The 17,963-nt window shown below is 34.7% G+C and carries 21 protein-coding genes; 5 read left to right on the top strand and 16 right to left on the bottom strand.

Going from position 1 to position 17,963, the window contains the following annotated elements; translation table 11 throughout:
• Positions 1 to 120: 120 nt before the first annotated feature.
• The gene (locus AB9L17_RS11945; protein WP_375200708.1) at positions 121 to 1,197 is read right to left on the bottom strand and encodes an undecaprenyldiphospho-muramoylpentapeptide beta-N-acetylglucosaminyltransferase; all 1,077 of its coding nucleotides are present in this window, start codon (positions 1,195 to 1,197) and stop codon (positions 121 to 123) included.
• Positions 1,198 to 1,362: 165 nt separating this feature from the next.
• Between AB9L17_RS11945 and AB9L17_RS11940 the strand changes: the two genes are divergently transcribed.
• Positions 1,363 to 2,733, top strand: coding sequence for an MATE family efflux transporter (locus tag AB9L17_RS11940; protein WP_375200707.1), 1,371 nt, complete (start codon positions 1,363 to 1,365; stop codon positions 2,731 to 2,733).
• A 196-nt stretch (positions 2,734 to 2,929) separates the two neighbouring features.
• On the opposite strand, the gene AB9L17_RS11935 is transcribed toward AB9L17_RS11940, so the two are convergent.
• The 12 genes from AB9L17_RS11935 to AB9L17_RS11880 form a co-directional block, all read right to left on the bottom strand.
• The gene (locus AB9L17_RS11935) at positions 2,930 to 3,148 is read right to left on the bottom strand and encodes a hypothetical protein (protein WP_068984171.1); all 219 of its coding nucleotides are present in this window, start codon (positions 3,146 to 3,148) and stop codon (positions 2,930 to 2,932) included.
• A gap of 255 nt (positions 3,149 to 3,403) precedes the next feature.
• Positions 3,404 to 4,060 carry a CAP domain-containing protein gene (locus AB9L17_RS11930; protein ID WP_068984170.1) on the bottom strand — a complete coding sequence of 219 codons (657 nt, stop codon included), beginning with the start codon at positions 4,058 to 4,060 and terminating at the stop codon, positions 3,404 to 3,406.
• A gap of 719 nt (positions 4,061 to 4,779) precedes the next feature.
• The gene (locus tag AB9L17_RS11925) at positions 4,780 to 5,682 is read right to left on the bottom strand and encodes a CobW family GTP-binding protein (RefSeq protein WP_375200706.1); all 903 of its coding nucleotides are present in this window, start codon (positions 5,680 to 5,682) and stop codon (positions 4,780 to 4,782) included.
• Positions 5,683 to 5,764: 82 nt separating this feature from the next.
• Positions 5,765 to 7,267 carry a S41 family peptidase gene (locus AB9L17_RS11920; protein WP_068984168.1) on the bottom strand — a complete coding sequence of 501 codons (1,503 nt, stop codon included), beginning with the start codon at positions 7,265 to 7,267 and terminating at the stop codon, positions 5,765 to 5,767.
• Between the two features lie 374 nt (positions 7,268 to 7,641).
• Complete coding sequence (locus AB9L17_RS11915; RefSeq protein WP_375200705.1) at positions 7,642 to 8,382, bottom strand: N-acetylmuramoyl-L-alanine amidase; 741 nt, start codon at positions 8,380 to 8,382, stop codon at positions 7,642 to 7,644.
• A gap of 221 nt (positions 8,383 to 8,603) precedes the next feature.
• Entirely contained in the window at positions 8,604 to 9,365 is a 762-nt protein-coding gene (locus tag AB9L17_RS11910; RefSeq protein ID WP_223554374.1) for a GNAT family N-acetyltransferase, read from the bottom strand.
• A gap of 346 nt (positions 9,366 to 9,711) precedes the next feature.
• On the bottom strand, positions 9,712 to 10,443 hold the full coding sequence (locus AB9L17_RS11905) for a polysaccharide deacetylase family protein (RefSeq protein WP_068984165.1): 732 nt from the start codon (positions 10,441 to 10,443) through the stop codon (positions 9,712 to 9,714).
• Between the two features lie 150 nt (positions 10,444 to 10,593).
• On the bottom strand, positions 10,594 to 11,067 hold the full coding sequence (locus AB9L17_RS11900; RefSeq protein ID WP_223554372.1) for a hydroxymyristoyl-ACP dehydratase: 474 nt from the start codon (positions 11,065 to 11,067) through the stop codon (positions 10,594 to 10,596).
• Between the two features lie 640 nt (positions 11,068 to 11,707).
• Positions 11,708 to 12,469 carry a glycosyltransferase gene (locus AB9L17_RS11895; protein WP_375200704.1) on the bottom strand — a complete coding sequence of 254 codons (762 nt, stop codon included), beginning with the start codon at positions 12,467 to 12,469 and terminating at the stop codon, positions 11,708 to 11,710.
• Between the two features lie 194 nt (positions 12,470 to 12,663).
• Entirely contained in the window at positions 12,664 to 13,089 is a 426-nt protein-coding gene (fabZ, locus tag AB9L17_RS11890; protein WP_068984162.1) for a 3-hydroxyacyl-ACP dehydratase FabZ, read from the bottom strand.
• Positions 13,090 to 13,185: 96 nt separating this feature from the next.
• Positions 13,186 to 13,791, bottom strand: coding sequence for a protein kinase (locus AB9L17_RS11885; protein WP_083226961.1), 606 nt, complete (start codon positions 13,789 to 13,791; stop codon positions 13,186 to 13,188).
• 26 nt (positions 13,792 to 13,817) lie between these two features.
• Positions 13,818 to 14,000 (bottom strand): DUF3953 domain-containing protein, encoded by a 183-nt coding sequence (locus AB9L17_RS11880; RefSeq protein ID WP_223554431.1) that lies wholly within the window; start codon positions 13,998 to 14,000, stop codon positions 13,818 to 13,820.
• Positions 14,001 to 14,363: 363 nt separating this feature from the next.
• Between AB9L17_RS11880 and AB9L17_RS11875 the strand changes: the two genes are divergently transcribed.
• Positions 14,364 to 14,981, top strand: a complete 618-nt coding sequence (locus AB9L17_RS11875) for a LysE family translocator (RefSeq protein WP_223554367.1) — start codon at positions 14,364 to 14,366, stop codon at positions 14,979 to 14,981.
• Between the two features lie 183 nt (positions 14,982 to 15,164).
• Here the strand turns inward: AB9L17_RS11875 and AB9L17_RS11870 are convergent, their stop codons facing one another.
• The 3 genes from AB9L17_RS11870 to AB9L17_RS11860 form a co-directional block, all read right to left on the bottom strand.
• Complete coding sequence (locus AB9L17_RS11870) at positions 15,165 to 15,422, bottom strand: hypothetical protein (protein WP_375200703.1); 258 nt, start codon at positions 15,420 to 15,422, stop codon at positions 15,165 to 15,167.
• Positions 15,412 to 15,954, bottom strand: coding sequence for a GNAT family N-acetyltransferase (locus AB9L17_RS11865; protein WP_375200702.1), 543 nt, complete (start codon positions 15,952 to 15,954; stop codon positions 15,412 to 15,414). Before AB9L17_RS11865 ends, AB9L17_RS11870 begins: the two co-directional genes overlap by 11 nt.
• Before the next feature lie 185 nt (positions 15,955 to 16,139).
• Entirely contained in the window at positions 16,140 to 16,301 is a 162-nt protein-coding gene (locus tag AB9L17_RS11860) for a hypothetical protein (RefSeq protein WP_375200701.1), read from the bottom strand.
• 363 nt (positions 16,302 to 16,664) lie between these two features.
• Here AB9L17_RS11860 and AB9L17_RS11855 point away from each other — a divergent pair, with 363 nt between their 5' ends.
• The 3 genes from AB9L17_RS11855 to AB9L17_RS11845 all read left to right on the top strand — a co-directional run bounded on the left by AB9L17_RS11855 (position 16,665) and on the right by AB9L17_RS11845 (position 17,719).
• Positions 16,665 to 17,108: a hypothetical protein gene (locus AB9L17_RS11855; protein WP_223554362.1), complete on the top strand. Its 444-nt coding sequence runs from the start codon at positions 16,665 to 16,667 to the stop codon at positions 17,106 to 17,108.
• Positions 17,109 to 17,333: 225 nt separating this feature from the next.
• Complete coding sequence (locus tag AB9L17_RS11850; RefSeq protein WP_175401711.1) at positions 17,334 to 17,510, top strand: hypothetical protein; 177 nt, start codon at positions 17,334 to 17,336, stop codon at positions 17,508 to 17,510.
• A gap of 92 nt (positions 17,511 to 17,602) precedes the next feature.
• Positions 17,603 to 17,719, top strand: coding sequence for a YjcZ family sporulation protein (locus AB9L17_RS11845; protein WP_139114412.1), 117 nt, complete (start codon positions 17,603 to 17,605; stop codon positions 17,717 to 17,719).
• The last annotated feature ends 244 nt before the right edge of the window (positions 17,720 to 17,963 follow it).

The raw sequence follows: 17,963 nt of genomic DNA, 5'->3' as shown, positions 1-17,963 counted from the left end.
ACCAATAAAAAAAGCTATGTGTTCTGTCGTAATGACAGGCACATAGCTTTTATTTCGGGCTTTGCATGCAGCAAGGCCCCTATTTTGTGGGTATTGGCTAAAGCATATCGAGTAAAGAGCTTACTTTTTATATTGTAAAATCAATTTTGCCATTTCTTCTGGCGTTTTAGGTCTTTGTGTTTTTTGCATCGTAGCAACCATTTCTTCTTTGTGCTCCGTTAACACATGCACCGATTTTTTAAATGATTCCTTTGTTAACTCTTCCTCTTGTAATACTTCTGCATAACCTTGTCTTTTAAATAGGTTGGCATTTAATATTTGATCACCACGACTTTTTTGTGCAGATAATGGCACTAACAACATCGGCTTGTGAAGTGCTAAAAATTCAAAAATCGAGTTGGAGCCTGCACGTGAGACGATAAAGTCTGCCGCATGTAATAAATCTGGTAATTCTGTTGTTACATACTCGAACTGCTTGTAACCAGACATTGACTCGAATGATTTGTCATAATTTCCTTTACCGCACAAATGAATGATCTGAAACTGTTTGACAAGCTCTGGTAAATTTTGACGAAGTGCATCATTCAAAACAACTGAACCTAAACTCCCCCCCATTACAAGAAGAACAGGTCTTAATGTTGTAAAGCCACAGAGAGATAATCCTTCCGCTCGATCACCCATAAATAATTCTTCACGAATAATGGAGCCTGTGCAAGTTGCCTTTTCTTTCGGTAAGTGTTGCAATGTTTCTTCAAAAATCGTAAAGATATGTGATGCAAATGGTAGCGCAATTTTATTGGCCAAGCCCGGTGTAACATCTGATTCATGGATGGCCACTGGCACACCAGCAAATTTCGCTGCCATGACAACGGGTACAGAAACAAAGCCACCTTTTGAAAAAATAACTTGTGGCTTCACTTTTTTAATAATACGAAAAGCCTGCATCATTCCAGCAAGCACTTTAAATGGGTCGGTAAAATTTTTCATTGAGAAATAACGACGCAATTTTCCACTTGAAATACCGTAGAACGGAACATCAGGAAATGCCTCGCCTATTAATTCTTTTTCAATGCCCTGATCTGACCCAATATAGTGGACATCATAACCTAGTTCTAGTAAAGACGGGAGTATCGCTTGATTGAGCGATACATGACCAGCTGTCCCTCCACCGGTTAAAATGATTGTTTGTTGTTTCACATAAATTCTCCTATTCCTTAAAAAGCCGTCACTACTTTTTGTTTACAGTCTTTTATTTTACTATATGCGAACGAAAAGATATAGATGAAGCTTTTAATTTTTCAATTTATACCTATTTAAATATGCTATACTTATTCATTATATTTATGGAGGAAGTTAGACTAAATGTATCAAACAACGACGATAAAAGATAAATATAAACTAATGTTAAAAATGATTGTACCCATTTTAGTTACGCAAGTAGCGATGTATCTAATTTCTTTTTTCGATATTTTAATGTCGAGTCGCTACGGCACAGCAGACCTAGCCGGGGTTTCGATCGGTTCTTCCATTTGGATGCCTATCTACATAGGACTTTCCGGAATTCTTCTTGCCATTACACCCATTGTTTCTCAGCTTGTAGGTGCTAAAAAAGAACTGGATGCAAAAAAGGCTGTTCAGCAAGGCATCTATGTAGCCATTTTATTAGCTGTACTGATTTTCAGTGTGCTATTAGTTGGAATTGATTGGATTTTAGGGAATATGAATTTAGAAACCTCTGTACATAACATTGCTAAATCATATATTTACGCGATGTGTGCTGGTATTTTACCGCTCTTTTTATTTTGTGTATTGCGCTGCTTTATTGATGCTCTCGGACAAACACGCGTCACAATGATTATCACGCTACTTACTACACCCATTAATATTATGTTAAATTATATTTTTATTTTCGGGAAATTTGGAGTGCCCGAGCTTGGTGGAGTCGGTGCAGGAGTTGCAACAGCAATTACCTACTGGCTTATCTTCTTTATAACCGTTTGGATTATTGCAAAACATGTTCCCTTTGAACGCTTTCGTATATTTCATGAATGGCCAAAATTAGAATGGCTTTGTTGGAAGGAAATTTTAATCATCGGCGTACCTATCGGTATATCCTTATTTGCAGAAACAAGTATTTTTTCAGCAGTCACAATGATGATGAGTAGCTTTAGTACAGAAATCATTGCCGCTCATCAAATAGCTTTAAATTTCACCAGTTTGCTATACATGGTACCACTTAGCATTTCAATGGGCGTTACGATATTAGTAGGTTTTGAAATAGGTGCTGGTCGAATGCAAGATGCTAGAATCTATAGCTATTTATGTGTTGCGACTGCGATTTTATTTAGCTTTATATCAGCTTGTATCCTTTTTTTACTGCGTGAACCCGTCGCCAATATGTATACAACAGATCGAGAAGTATTAGAATATGCCGTACAATTTTTAGTATTCGCAGCCATTTTCCAGCTATCTGATGCTATTCAAGCGCCAGTACAAGGGGCTTTGAGAGGTTATAAGGATGTGATGATCACTTTTATTATGGCTATTATTTCGTATTGGGTTATCGGCTTACCTGTCGGATATACGCTTGCATCCCATACAGATTTCGGACCGTTTGGTTACTGGATTGGACTTGTTGCAGGACTGACAACAGGAGCAATTACTTTATTAATTAGGTTATTACTTGTTCAAAAAAGATTTACAAGCACGTCCAAAGTAAAAATAGCAAACTAGACATTGTTTTAGTTTGCTATTTTGCATAATAGAAGAAAAACCTCAAAGCATTCATCAACATTGATTATCCCCTCTTCTAAAGAGGGAACTTCATATACAAAGCTTCCCAATCTCTTTCCTAATTTGCATCCTCTTGAATAGTAAAGAATATGGTTTTATAAACTAATGGTAAGATTTATTTCTTTTTAGTACTTCCTTACAAGCTTTTCTCATCGCTCTGGTGCTCTATTCGAAAATCCCAATACAATTGCCCATTATTATTATTTTTAATAGGAGGAACTCGACTGTTCATGTCTTCCAAGTCCTTTTTTTCACAACTTTCATTACAGTAAAATTTATCAGCTTGAGTGTTATAAATACTTTTTGCTCTATCTATTATTAATTTACCGCATTCTCCACATTTTATTAATATCATATATCACTCTCCTTTTTCAGTTTATTAACGCAGCCCTATAGCCTCTTAAATGAATTTTGTTCATCGCTACAGTAAATTATTCAACTATTTGCTAGATCGCCTAGTGAAGGCATTTTTTCAACATATCTAATGTATTCAATTATCCCTGGTAATGTACTCACTTGTTTTTCAGTCAAAATAAAAAGGATGCCCACTAAGTATTTTACGACTTTAGTGGACATCCTTGTATTCAATGAAGCTATTCAATTTACACTATTATTTTTGGATAAATTGTTGTGTCCAGTAGTTACCTGTTTTCACATAACCTACACCGATATGCGTAAATTTCGCGTTTAAAATATTTGCACGGTGACCTGGTGAATCCATCCAAGCTTGTACTACTTCTTGAGGTGAACGTTGACCTTGTGCAATGTTTTCACCTGCACTCTTATAACTAATACCTAAAGCTTTCATACGATCGAATGGTGAACCGAATGTCGGGCTCGTATGTGAGAAATACTTTTTAGATTGCATATCTTGTGATTTTTCACGAGCAGCAGCCATCAATTGATTATCTGTTTTTAAAGGTGCTAAACCAGCTTTTGTACGTTCAGCATTCGTTAATTTTACTACCTCTTGTTCAAAAGCATTTACATCTGAAGTAGTTGTAGATGGTGTTGATTTAGATGGTGCAGTTGCTGTATTTTCTTTTTGAGTTGTTTGTGTATTATTATTTGTAGTTTCTTTTGATGGTGCTGATGTTTGTGGTAGTTGTACATTCCACTTATTATTTGACCAAGTATAATAATAGACTTTACAGTTATTCGTTTGTTGAACAGTATCCCCTTCTGTTGTATTTGAAGCAGCAGAAGCCATTTGAATTGGAGCTGCTAATAGAAATGTTGCACAAATTGCAGTTAGTGTTTTTTTCATGTTTGCAATTCCTCCTTCTCTGCAACTAATCGTAAAGGACGTTTTTATTTAATTTCTTACCAGCATCTGCTAACAACACCATTACAGAAACAGATTCGCGTAAAATAAGCGTTTTTTTGCTTTAGTTTTTAACAGGTTTCACCAGTCTATGAAATACTTACGTTGTAAATAGGGTTGACACTCCTTAAAAACTAGCAAACTTTTTCAAAATTTAAACAATTTTATCAGACTAAAATTGAGTCAAATAGCTTTTATTCTTCTATCAATATTATTTGATAAAAAAATAGTAAGAAGTGTAATCGGTCGTTTTTTGAAGGAGTTTTTCATTAGGAGCATAAAAGATCGTTGTGTAATTATCAATGCTTTCCCTAAGAAAGCACTTTTATTGCTATAGTATTCTCCTTCACATTCTCGATCGAGTAGAAGAAGACACTTCAAAGCCAACTTCTCCATCTAATTCATATTTGTAATTCCATTATTCAATCTTTAATAAGGAACGTAAAACATAATAGCTAGAAATTGTGACTTTTGTAGTGAAGCCTTAAAATGTCTAGTTTTTCATCTTTTAAGTACTTACTTCGAGCCATAAAAAAATGCTCTCCCTTGATAAACAGATTTATATTTTTTCTGTCTACCTATTGGAGAGCATATTAATTTCATAAGTATAATATTGAAGTCCACGAGTAAATCTCAGCAAATTTGAGCATTGTTTTTTACCCTTAGTCCATACCTATTACATGTAAAGAAGCTACATTTTCACCGATGATGACAAGTTTTGCAGGCATTTTTACGTACTCCGGAAGCCATTGGACCATGCCGTAAGCATATTGAAACAACATAGGATTTTTTACACCTTCAATTGGCACGTAGCCTTTCATTCGATATACGGTTTCAGGTAATGTACGAATCCAATCCTCAAATTTCTCTTGCGTAAAGTCAACGTCCTTAAATTCAACTAATCGTGAGCCTAAATGCATCGATGCGATTGGAGCTTTCACAATATCTTGTGTGTCTACCTGTGCAGTTGCTTTTAAATCTTCTAATAAACGCAATGGTACTCGGCCATTGGTTGTTTGCAATATAAAGGCATGAGGATTAAAACCTTGTAGCTCATAGACGACTTTGGCTTGCTCTGCCTCTGTAAGTAAATCCGTTTTATTGGCCAGTAATAAATGCGCGTGACGGATTTGTTCCATAAATAAGGAACGAACTTGCGGGGTTAAGGTCTCACGATCCAACCACAGCTTTGAATCAGCAACTGTGACAATTCCTTTGACATTTAACTTTTCCGCAAATAACGGTGAATAAACAGCGTCTAATGCTTCTACAGGATGTGCAGCACCTGTTGTTTCAATAATTAGGACATCAAAGTCACTATCTAAAAGAAGAGATTGAATCTGCGCCTCTGTTTTTTCAGCGCCTGAGCAGCATATACAGCCCTCTAGCATCTCCTTTAGTGGAATATCCTTTTCTACAGCCTGTGAGTCAAATGGCAGCTTTCCAAGCTCATTCATGATGACAGCAGGCTTTAAATTTTTTTCTTTCAGTTGTCGAATAACATCTGTTAGCATGGATGTTTTCCCGCTGCCTAAAAAGCCACTAAATAAGTATACGTCCTTCACATTCATTTCCTCCTATGAAAAAAGCTGTCGCCAGAGGTCGTTAGAAACGCCTGCTGCGACAGCTACTTTGTTAGTTTGTAGTTTACTCAGTTTTTGCTGGCGTACCAGTAAGCAGCTCTTTTGCTTTTAACAATTGAGGATCCTCTGCTTTTATTTTTACACGTAATGCATCCATTAAAGCATACGTTGTATCGCCAGTTAAAACACCCGTTTCTTCAAGATCATTTGCAGCTTGCAGTTTTTTCACTGCTTGTTCTGTAGATTGACCAAAAAAGCCGTCTGCTTTACCTGGCTTGTATCCTAGAACTTCTAGCATCTCTTGTGCCGCTTTTACAGAGTTAGACTGCACGCCCTTTTTCATTTCCACAGATGGATCCAAGTATGGTAATGATGCATAAGGAGGGTATGACACTTTAACATCTGGTACAATGCCCTTTTCATTAATCCAGTTACCATTTGGTGTTAACCATTTAGCTGTTGTGAATTTAAGGTTAGAGCCATCTTTTAGTGGTATCACATTTTGCACGGTACCTTTACCGAATGATGTTTCTCCAACAATTTTAGCACCAACAGATTCTTTTAATGCAGCAGCTAATATTTCAGATGCAGATGCACTACCACCATCGACAAGAACTGTCACAGGAAGATCATATTTTTTACCACCAATTGCATTTGTGATTTTTGGTTCTTCACCTTTTTCTTGAACCTGAACAATCGGTTTACCTTCTGGAACGAATAGATTCGAAATTTCTATTGCAGCTTGCAAGTAACCACCAGGGTTTTGACGTAAATCTAGGACGATCCCTTTCATCCCTTTGCCTTCATAATCTGCAAGGATTTTTTCTAGCTCTTTTGCAGTTTCTTCGCTGAAAGATGTAATTTGGATATGAGCAATATTGCCATCAAGCATTTCACCATAAACCGTTTCAACTGGAATTTCATCACGAACAATTGTCATTTTAAGAGGCTCAGTATTTTCGCCACGTTTCACGGTTAATTCCACTGATGTTCCTTTTTCACCACGAATACGTGCTACCGCTTCTGAAGCACTGAATCCTTGAATGCTTTTCCCATCAACCGTTAAAATAATATCTTTCGGTAATAAGCCAGCCTTTTCAGCAGGAGAATTTTTTATAGGTGACACTACTGTAATAAAGCCATTACGCTCTTGAATTTCCGCACCAATTCCTTGGAAACTAGAAGATAAACCAGAATTAAATTGATCTGCTTCTTCCTTCACCATAAAATCAGAATACGGATCATCTAAAGCATCGAACATGCCGTTAATAGCACCATCGACCACTTTTTCACCATCGATATCTTTGTAATATTTGTTATTAAGTAAATCGAAGGCTTCGTACAATTTTTTAAATTCTGCACGTTCAGTCGGTACTTTCACTTCAACAACATTCTTATCACCGAATGTTAACGCAAATATCGTTAAGCCTGAAGTAATAAGGATTGTAAAGAACATCAGCATGATAAATTTAAACGGTTTTAATTGAATAAATTTCCCTGCCGGTTTTACTTCAGCCGGTTTTTGTTCTTGTTGCTGCTCTATACCATCTTTTTTCTGTTCATCCATCTTGATTGTCACCACTCTCATATACACTAACTTGTTGTCACACTATTACCATCTTAACAGGTTATGGAGAAGACGAAAAGAAAAAGACTGTCAAAATTTCAAGACAAATCTCGTCTTTCAACGATCTTCATAAAATCCAGCATTTTAAAGCAACTTTTCTACTTAATCGCTTATATTGTTTATCCACTTTATTCTATGTAGGCGTTATTGCTTTAGATTTTAATTAAAGTAAAGGTGCTTTTAGACAGACTTTCTAAGGCACCTTTACACTCTGCTAAGTTAAAGGTATATAATGGTACTGCTTTTCTATTTTACTCGTTTCTTAGAAGCAGTCAACTAAAATCCTCATAGATTAATAGAAATCAAATATCCGCTTATGCATCATTTATATACGTAACTTGCGCCAATTTTGCGGCTTTTATTTTGTTTTCAGCATTTTTCGCTGCATTGATTCCTGTAAAAGTTCCTGTTCTAATTCGATAGTTTGTGTCATCTTGCTCAATGTAAACAACCCAACCAAATGTTGTTTTCATCACCTGTGCCGCGCTTTCTGCTGCTTTCAGGGAATTATAGATTCCCGTAATGACACGATACTTCGACGTCTCCGCTGACGGTTTTGGAATATCTCCAGCATTTTTTATCATTTCAATAAATTGAGACCAAGAGATTTTTCCATCGCGAATATTTCGAGGGCAGTTTTTCCCACTAAAATAATGATGTTGAACAATATTCTGAATTGCGATATTTTCATCTTTTATTATTTTTGCAATAAGAGTCGCAGCATTTTGCACAGCTTTATAATAATCCCCATCGCTATTTACGCAAATTTCCACATGAATGCCTTGCTTATTACCGGTATATGTTCCTGCCGCCCAGCACTCCCAAAAATGTTCAAATGATTGAATAGCTTCCTTATCATCCACTTGCCAGTGCCAGCTAGCTTGCCTGCTATTGCTATTGCTATTGCTCTGTAGGCGAGCATGAGCATCCGCATCGGCTCCAACGCCCGTATTATCGGTTTCATGAACGACAATATATTTTTTTTCATTATTTTTACCACTTGTAATTTTAACTGCTTGTGAAGCTGATACTAATTTTTGGCGAATCGTTACCAAAAGGTTTACCTCCCTTCTCTTTGTTCTATAGCCAAAAAGCAGGACGTTTAAAATACTTTGTAAAAAATCAAACTATCTTATCATTCGTGCCGAAGATAGATAATTGATTTCACTCTATATTATGCACCTTTTGTAACTTCTATTGTGTTTTTATAAGCATTAATAACCCCACGAGTTTCAACCGAATTTACTAGTATTTTTATAGTAAATGCACTAAGTTTTTACGTAAGTGCTTTTAATTTTTTTATGACTGAATGAACTGTTAGCCTATGAAATGAAATAAGCTGTCCTTTATAAATGACCGAAAAAATACCATACGGAGTTGGCGATAATGCCATCAACTCTCCTCTATCTTGGAAATCAATAAGTTCAACCGGTATATTCAATTTTTTGGCACCAGCTATAATATTTTCAGTTGCAATTTCAACGTATGGACACTGGAATGAACGTAGGATCGTTAAATGATTGAATTTTTTTATTCTCTCCTCCCAATCGGTTGGAAAATATGGTTTTTTGGCTTCGTTGCTCAATGGATAGACAAGTAATTCAAAATCATATGGCGCTGAATCAATAACTTGAAAATCATTTTTTAAAAATATCTCTTTACTGGGCGTCCAAGATGTTTTTGAATTCGTGATCACGACAACACCTTTTTTTGCTAGCTTTTTTGCATCTTCTACACATTTACGGATCAATCGAGTCCCGTAGCCTTTTCCAACTTCACTTACCCACAAACAATGAATCACTAAATAACCATCAGCGTGAACGACTCTTGAGGAATTTTCTGCTTTAGTATATTCAATAAATCCTACTTGTTTTTTATTATCGATTACTTGCACATATTTCAAGCCCTCTTCAAAGCTATTATGCAGCCATTTATTTTTATTGATATAACCCGTCGATTTCTTCTTACTTCTAAGACAAAAGCTGCCTACCCCCTCTAAAATTTCAGGATTTAATTCAACCAGTTCAACTTTACTCAATGCCAATCCCCCCCTATATATGATAGTAATTATACCTTTTTTTGGTATTATCACCATGACGTGTAGTTGAATTCCTTTTCGACTGGGGGCGTCCGATGAGCGTCATCACCACAACTTTTGGTGAGGATCCTTTTCTACGCTCTAGTACCACAGGAAAAAACGCTATAATTTCTCCGCTGCGTCAATTATCCATTTTTACCCACCGTGATTCATAAGAAGACTCATATTAAAATCCTTTTACCGCACAACAATTAACCTATTTTTCATAAATCATTTCCTTAACAATAAAAAATCAGGCTATATCCAGTTTAGCCTGATTTTCATTATTCTTGTTTTATTGCCTTTTTTAGTGATTATTCTGCACGTCGAGTAATTCAGAGACTGTGACAAATCGGTATCCTTGCTTTTCAAGTTCGGGTAATATTTTTTCCAGTGCTTTGACCGTTTGCTGACGATTCCCGCCTCCGTCATGAAAAAGAACGATATTTCCTTCTTTTACACCTTTTAACACAGTATCAACAATTCTATTCGTACCAGGACTTCTCCAATCTAAAGTATCTAAATGCCATGACCACATTACAACTTTATATTTTTCTTTTGCAATCGCTTCAATCATCGCATCAGAATACTGTCCTTCAACAGGTCGAAATAAAGTAGGACTAAATCCAGTGATGGTATGAATGGTTTCATTCGTTTGCTTAATCTCCTTAAGTAGGTTTGGAACATTCGTCCTTAATGGATGGGTAAATGTATGGTTGGCCAGCTCATGACCGTCATTATACATTCTTGAAACGACTTCAGGATTTTTATCTGCATTTTGACCGACAATAAAAAAAGTTGCTTTTGCATTGTATTTGGCTAATAAATCTAAAATCTGAGGTGTATACTTTGGATGTGGTCCATCATCAAAAGTAATGGCAATCATCTTTTCATTCGTTTTAACTTCCCAAACAATTTGTCCTGCTTCTTCATAATACTTTCGTCCTTTATTTTCATATGTGGCTGCACTAACTTTTACATAAAAAAAAGAGACCGTTAAAAGGCAAATAGGTAATAACAACAGGAAAAATTTTTTCAAATCTTCACTTCCCCAAATAAAATATTTCGTACTTTATTATTTGAGGATTTAAAAATAACATGCTTTATTTTTGATTTTTACAATGTGTAAAAATTGGAGAACTCAGGGTGGAGGTTTTGAATAGCAACGGAATTAGAAAATAGAAGTCAGCTACTTATAAAAGCTTAAGTAATAGTCAATTAATTTTATGACTTCATTTATTTTTTTATATTCTTTTTCTATTTTATAGGAGATAAACAAAATAGCTACATTAAAGCTTAAAACTGCTAAAGCAAAAATTTGGACAAGTGAGATCCCAATGACCAGTTTCGTATGGATGGCAGAGGCAATTATGACCATTAATGATATTATCACACCACTCAATGTAATATAAATTGGCTTAGATCGAATAATTTCATCTGCTTGCAATTTTAAAACATCTAATAAATATCGAATTTCTTTCAATGTATATCGTTGATCGAAAATAACAAAATATGACATATACACATCATTTGCTATATTTTCATTCAGTATGTTTTTATGAATTTTTGTTACTAATTGATCACAAAAATCTTTTTTTAATGCTTTTTCAGGTATAAATAATTCCTCTTTATTTTCTAAAATATTTGCGCTGGGATGTTTCAAACCCCCTCACCCTCTCATACTGGTTTACCTGATATTTAACTTCTTTCAGCAAACGTTTTGTAGCGAAAGAGGAGCTTGTGCTGTCGCTTCTCTTTCGCGCAAAAACATCTTTTGTCCAAATGCCTCTCCGGCGTAAGTCACCGTACTTTAATGAGAACATTTGTTGAAAGTCACCCAAATCTTTCAGATACTAAAATTATATGAAGGAATGAACGTTGTATGTTATTTTCGACAAAATCCATCTTTTATTTTTATAGCACCTCATGTAACTATCCTTGTTATAAATTTCGTTGACTCTGTAGGTTCTTTGAGATTGATTAGCTTCTAGACAAAATAGATTTTCGTATGAAGTGGTATGTGATGTAGGGATTTGAAATAAAATACCTTAACAAAATAAGTAATTATTGCGGAAAGTTCGCATTTTTATCTTCTTGCCTTAGAATAAAAAGCGATATAAAGTGGATAAAATAAAAAATGTGAAAAAGCCTAGAAGAAACATGATTATGTTTTTAGTCTTATTACTCACACTCATCACCCTTTCAATTCCTGTAATACCTTAAAATGTAATAAAGGTAAATGATATTTATATAGTGGTAGTCCAATGACTTTTAAGCTGGGAGACTAGCCATTGAGTAATACATTATCTCGCTTGATCATCATAATAGGCTTCATCAGCTGCCTTTTGATTAGTGCCCTTGATATAAGCTAAAATCATATCAGGCCGTTTCAGTAACATCCAGTCCCCATAATGATCAAATCGTCTGCAGGAAGTAATCATTCCGTTTTTAATCGTTCCATATTTTTTTCCGTTTTTCTTGCCCCATTCTTTTAACCGCTTTGCAAAATCAGCATCTTCTGCCATTAGCATATTTTCATTAAAACCGTTAATTGCCTGATAGTCTTTTTTATAGCACCAAAATACCCCAACCGAAATAAAACCATACTTGAACAGTAAGGGAACAATTAGTAGCATGGTTGAAACTACTATACCTAAGGACATTCTTTCAAAATTTCCGGTCACACCACCACCAATGTATTGATTGGATACTAAGTGCTTTTCAACTTCAGATAACAGGTTTTCTGTCATTCGACTATCGGCATCAATTGTAATCAGGATTTCGCCTTTTGCCAACAGAGCTCCAGTATTTCTAATTTTGGATAAGTTTTTATCTTCATTTTTTAATGTCACGCAGTTGTAGGATTGTGCAATTTCCTCCGTCCTATCCGTACAACGATTTAAGACAACGATCACTTCAACTTGATTTTTAAATGGTTGTGCAGCCTTTGCAATTGACTCTAAACACTCTCCAATATAATTTTCTTCATTGTGAGCAGGTATTATAACGGAAAACTTTACATCTTTATCAGGTATACCTTTTATAAATGGTGTGCATTCCGACATATAAAATACCCCTTTCTTGTCTTTTTTGGTCTTCTTTATGTTAATTTATGTATATCATTTATATATATTTCGCTTCAAGTCTTTATTATTGGTTTTTTATGTATATTCCGTGACGTAATGGATTGTTTTTAATACATAACAAAAGTGCTGCAATCATTTTTTGCAGCACTCTTATATCAAGTATAAAAATTGGCTTAGTTTCCAAATGCAAAAATAAGCTCGGTCTCACAAGCTATTTCTCCGTCAACAGTTGCAATTCCTCGCCCTTTACCAATAGCACCCTTTAAGCGTGTAATTTCGACTTCGAGGCGTAGCTGATCACCAGGCTTCACTTGTTTTTTAAAACGACAGTTATCAATACCTGCTAGCAATCCTAGTCTTCCCTGATTACCTTCTTTTGTAAGCATAATAATGGCACTGACTTGGGCTAACGCTTCCACAATAAGCACACCAGGCATTACTGGATAATTAGGAAAATGTCCATTAAAGAATTCTTCATTTATCGTTACATTTTTAATTGCTACCGCTTTTTTACCCTCTTCTAACTCCAGTACTCTATCCACTAAAAGAAAAGGATAACGATGTCTAATGACTTCTTGTATTTGTTGAATATCTAACATTTTAAAACCTCCAATGGATTTGTCATCTAATTCTATCACTAATTATTAGTAGTTGGTACTATTTTAATTTCTTTCAACGTGCATCCCGGATTCGGCTTATTCTTTTCCACATTCGTAACATCTTCTATCTGTATCATGTTCACCATATATTCTAAGCTCTTTTTCTACACCACATACTATACATGGCTCAAAATAAATTTGTGGTAACACGCCCGCTTCTGCGAGTGGAATCCATTTTGTTTCATATAAAGTTTTTGTCATGCCATAATCTATTAAAATCAATTGACCATGCTCATCTTTGCCATAATTACTGCTATCTAAAAAGTCAAATCCGTCATGAACACGATCTATTTCTTCGATTGCTGTCTTTAAATTAGCGGAGATACGCAAATCAGTATTAAAATCTATGTCAAATGTTTCACCATTAACCAAGGGTAACGCTTGAACATATGGTTGTATGGAGATTTTTTCATCTAAGTACAAAATAGGGGCTATGTAATTGGCTAATCCTTTCTCTTTCAATGCATGATGAATTTTTTGCTCATTTCGACTTTGTAAATAACCAATTTCGTGTAAATGCTTTTTGATAACCCAATGTTTAAATCGAAACACCTTTCGAGTAGAACCTATCCCGACAAAATTTTGCGGAACCATTAGTTGATCTACATTTCTAACGATTTCAATCACATTCTCATTCTTCATTGTTACATCTCCCTATGAACATGTTTCTAATAAGCAATAAACGATTGTACAACAACAAATAATATAAAAATTGCAACACCGAAATAGAGTATGCTTACATAGTTTTTTGCTTTTTTCCATTCTCGAAGCCCTATAATGATAAAGGTCAGTGCTAACAACACCTGTGACAAAGACAATAAAGTAAAATCTTTAGATATAATGCAATACATACTAATCATTATAATAAAAACAGTTAATATAATTTGAATGCCAAAAGAAAATTCCATCTCATTGTTTTCAATTTATCACCTCAATCCTTTCACTATATTTCAATCATACACAACTTTATATTAAAATTACTAATTTTCCCTTTTTTAATTATTAGGGCTTTTCACCAAACGTGTGGGCGTTCAGTCGGAACGGATTTCAACCACACGTTATAATGAAGAACCATTATTAGTTGCATTCATAATTTTTCAGTATTTTATCGACAGTCAGATAGCAGATAGACTATAATATTTTTGCATTATATTCTCCCAATCTTCTGATTGCATGGATGGAATGTTAAGTTTATTAGAATAGGATGGTCAAGCATGTTATCTTTTATCGCAATAGTTCTTCTCTTATTTTTAATTCCTGGTCCTGCTGTTATCATCACGATCACGCAAACGCTGAAAGGTGGTAAAAAGAACGGTATTTTCACCGCATTAGGCATTGGGCTAGGTGACTTAGTTCATACATTAGCTGCTGTATTAGGTTTATCAGCTATTTTAATGAATTCTGCCACTGCGTTTGAAGTAGTGAAATATATAGGTGTCGCTTACCTTGTTTATTTAGGTATTCAAATGCTACTAACAAAACCACAAAAACTTGAAAAACCAACTGTTGAACAAAGCCCTGCAAGTACTTCATTCCGACAAGGTTTTTTAGCAGAAATATTAAATCCAAAGACGGCATTATTTTTCTTAGCATTTTTACCACAATTTGTTCAGCCTAATGGACAATCAGTCACTGTACAATTATTGATTTTAGGTATTACCTTTGTTGTCTTGAGCGCTTTATATACTATTTTATTAGCCATCATTACAAGCTTTATTGGTGAAAAAATCTTTACGAGAACAAATAGTAGCTCTCGTTGGCTTGAAAAGGCTGTCGGTTTCGTTTATATAGGATTAGGCGTTAAATTAGCTCTTCAAACTCAAAGTCGATAAATAAAGTTAGGGAGAACACGATTTGAAACATGTTCTCCCTTTTTAATCCTATAAAGAGCTTAAATTTGGTCCTTTGCTACTTTGACTAGCCTCCACTCGTGGGAACGTTGCTTCATAATCATGTAAAAACAGCCCCTTTTCGAAATCAAAATAATCATTCACAAATTCCATTCCTTCATCGCTTTACTTATCTTCAGACAGAACACCATCCCACATTTCATATATTTGTGTTCCTGTCAGCGCTCTTTGCTTAAACTTTTCAATTTCATTAATACGATCTTCCTCAAATTCTTCACTGAATAGGTCATGATCGACAATCCAGCCTAAGAACATCATAGTATGTACGAAAGCATATTTAATTGCCAAGCCATTTGGAAAATCTCCTGCATAATGATATTTTGCCTTAGCGTAAACTCCCTTTTTTCGATAATTATGTTTCAAGAACAAGTCCCATTTCAACTCTAACTTCCCTTTTTTCAATATCATTATTTGAGTAACTTAATAGGTCACATCCAATAAGGTGAAATCCATTCTTTATATAAAATTGTATGGCGGGATAATTAGAAGTTTGCGTTTCTAAAATGATTGCCCTCACCCCTTTTTCTGCTGCTCGCTTTTTGACCAAAGCCATAAGCTTGCTACCAATCCCTTTATGTTGATGAGATTGATAAATATGAATATCATTAATTCTTAACACATTATTCCATTCTTCATGACTGAAGCTAACTATTCCCGCCTCTTTTCCATCAAACTCAGCAATATAGCATTCAATACCTTCAATATAATCTTCAAAAATGTCTCCCTCTAAATATTTATGAAAGGGTGTGTTAAAAGGTTTTAATGTAAAATCAATTACCCAGCCATTTTCGCGCTCTTTATAGGAAACATCATAGTAGTTATCGGAGGTGTATTGATAGATAATTTTTTTACCGTTAGGAAAATCTTCTTTATAAACCCTTCTTATTTGTAACAACTTTAATCATCCTTTTCATTTACATTCTTTAGACAATCATATTGTACATGGGTATAACTGTAAACATCATATATTAATTGATAATTCGTCATAATTACTCCTCATTTTTATCTGTGTTTTTTATGTAAAAACTTATAGACCATTGGAAAAAGAAAGGTCTATAAGCTTGATCTTGCTTATTCTACTTACTGTTTTGGTGTATTGGCGGTAAGTGGATTACTATTTGCTACTAATTGTACTGGTGTCGTTCCTTGTGTCATTTGTTGTGCATTGTTTGTTAGCCCAAAGCGTTTCAGTACACTAAAAATAGCAGCAGCGCCTATAATTCCCACTGTTAATAACCTCACTGATGATATCCACCTTTCTCATGCTGAATATTTTAAAACAGCTTTAGTATTGGACATTGGATGCGGTTTATACTGCATTATCTATAACTGTTTAATGAGTAAATCTTGTTTAATTTACAGATTCCACTTTGAATTCTCAGAATTTAGTTACACTCCCACTTATTGTTTAACCACGTAGACTGTCAAGAAAGATGATTGCCGTGTGGAAATTTCTTTTCGATTTGTCGGCGCAGCCAAGAGACTTAATTTGGCCTCTTTTTTAGCATACTTTTGTAGCTATAGTATTCATTCAGTCCCTTATGAAACTCTTGTCTACTTTTTCCGTCTTAACTAAAAATATCAAATTTAAGGAGGTGAGTTTGTATGGTTAGTACGTCTGTATTGAAAAAATTTATCGTTCCGATGGTATATGTAGCCGAATGGATTTTGTTCTTTTACGTTTTTCTTTGTATAGTTACTTTCAATATGGTTAATTTCACGAATGTTATTGCTGTTGATATGGCACGGGAGGAACCGATTACTTTTACATCATCTTTCGTTACTTCTTTGATGATCGTGTTAGGCATAGGATTGATTTGTTTCTTTTATATCAAATTTCTAACAGGCAATAGAGCCTATAAACGATTTAAAGAAGTTGTTTGGGGTATTTTATTTGGTTTGAATACTTTAACTTGTGTGATTTGTGGGAGCATTGTTTACGGCTTTAACATTCTTCATGCTGATGGGATTTTACTGTTGATAACGGCTTTAGTTAGTGCGTTCTTGACGATTCAAATTATTATGAAACACGATTCTGAAATGAAATAAAGAAAATAATTAAACTTTTTTACTTTAGATTGTTGTTTGAATGACAAATCTTCTTTAGCGATCGAGATTCTAGATCATGTTTACCCAGAACGCATTGCTTCTGCAATTAAAAACCATTAATCATTCTTTGCTGCAAATCCAAATTTTATCATTGCCAATTCCGTTATATTCTAAGTGTAATTTGTGCAAGCTAAAAGGTAACTAACAATAACGGAGGTTATAGCATTGAAGAAATTTTTGTATATTGGAGCAATGGCTACATTACTCCTAACCGCATGTTCTTCTAAAGATGAAGCTCCCGCTAGCGAACAAGCAGAAGCAAAGGAAAAAACCGTCAATGCTGAAACAAAAGAAAATCTTGAGAAAAATTTTTCTTCTGAAATGGCCGCTCCAACTAAATAAGGATGGATTGGATGATTAACTCTCCTCGTTTCCACAACTGTACATATTATAGGTTGTAGAAAGGAGGAATATTTATGGGATACTACGGAAATATGGGTAATTACAATTGTGGCTCTGGTGGCTCTGGCGGAGGTTACGGATCTACATTCGTGCTAATCGTTGTTCTATTCATCCTTCTAATCATTGTCGGCGCTACTTTCATGTATTAATTTAACATTCTTTTTTTAATGTTAAAAAGGCTTTAGCTTTTATTCGAAATATTCATGAATGGATAAAGCTAAAGCCTTCAACATGATCTTCTATGTAAAATATGCTGTAATAGGAAAGGAAACTAATTTATCCTTCCTCATTTCGGGGTCACTGTTATCCGAGTGACCTTTTTCTATTTTAAAACTATTTCTATTCATAAATATAAATTTCGAAAAAATAAATAGATTAGATGATTACCTTTCC

Origin of the sequence: Lysinibacillus sp. RS11 (assembly GCF_042019215.1) — a bacterium.
Classification (GTDB): Bacteria; Bacillota; Bacilli; order Bacillales_A; family Planococcaceae; genus Lysinibacillus; species Lysinibacillus xylanilyticus_A.
The sequence above is the reverse complement of the archived record's forward strand: the minus strand, read 5'-3'. Positions and strand labels throughout refer to the sequence as shown.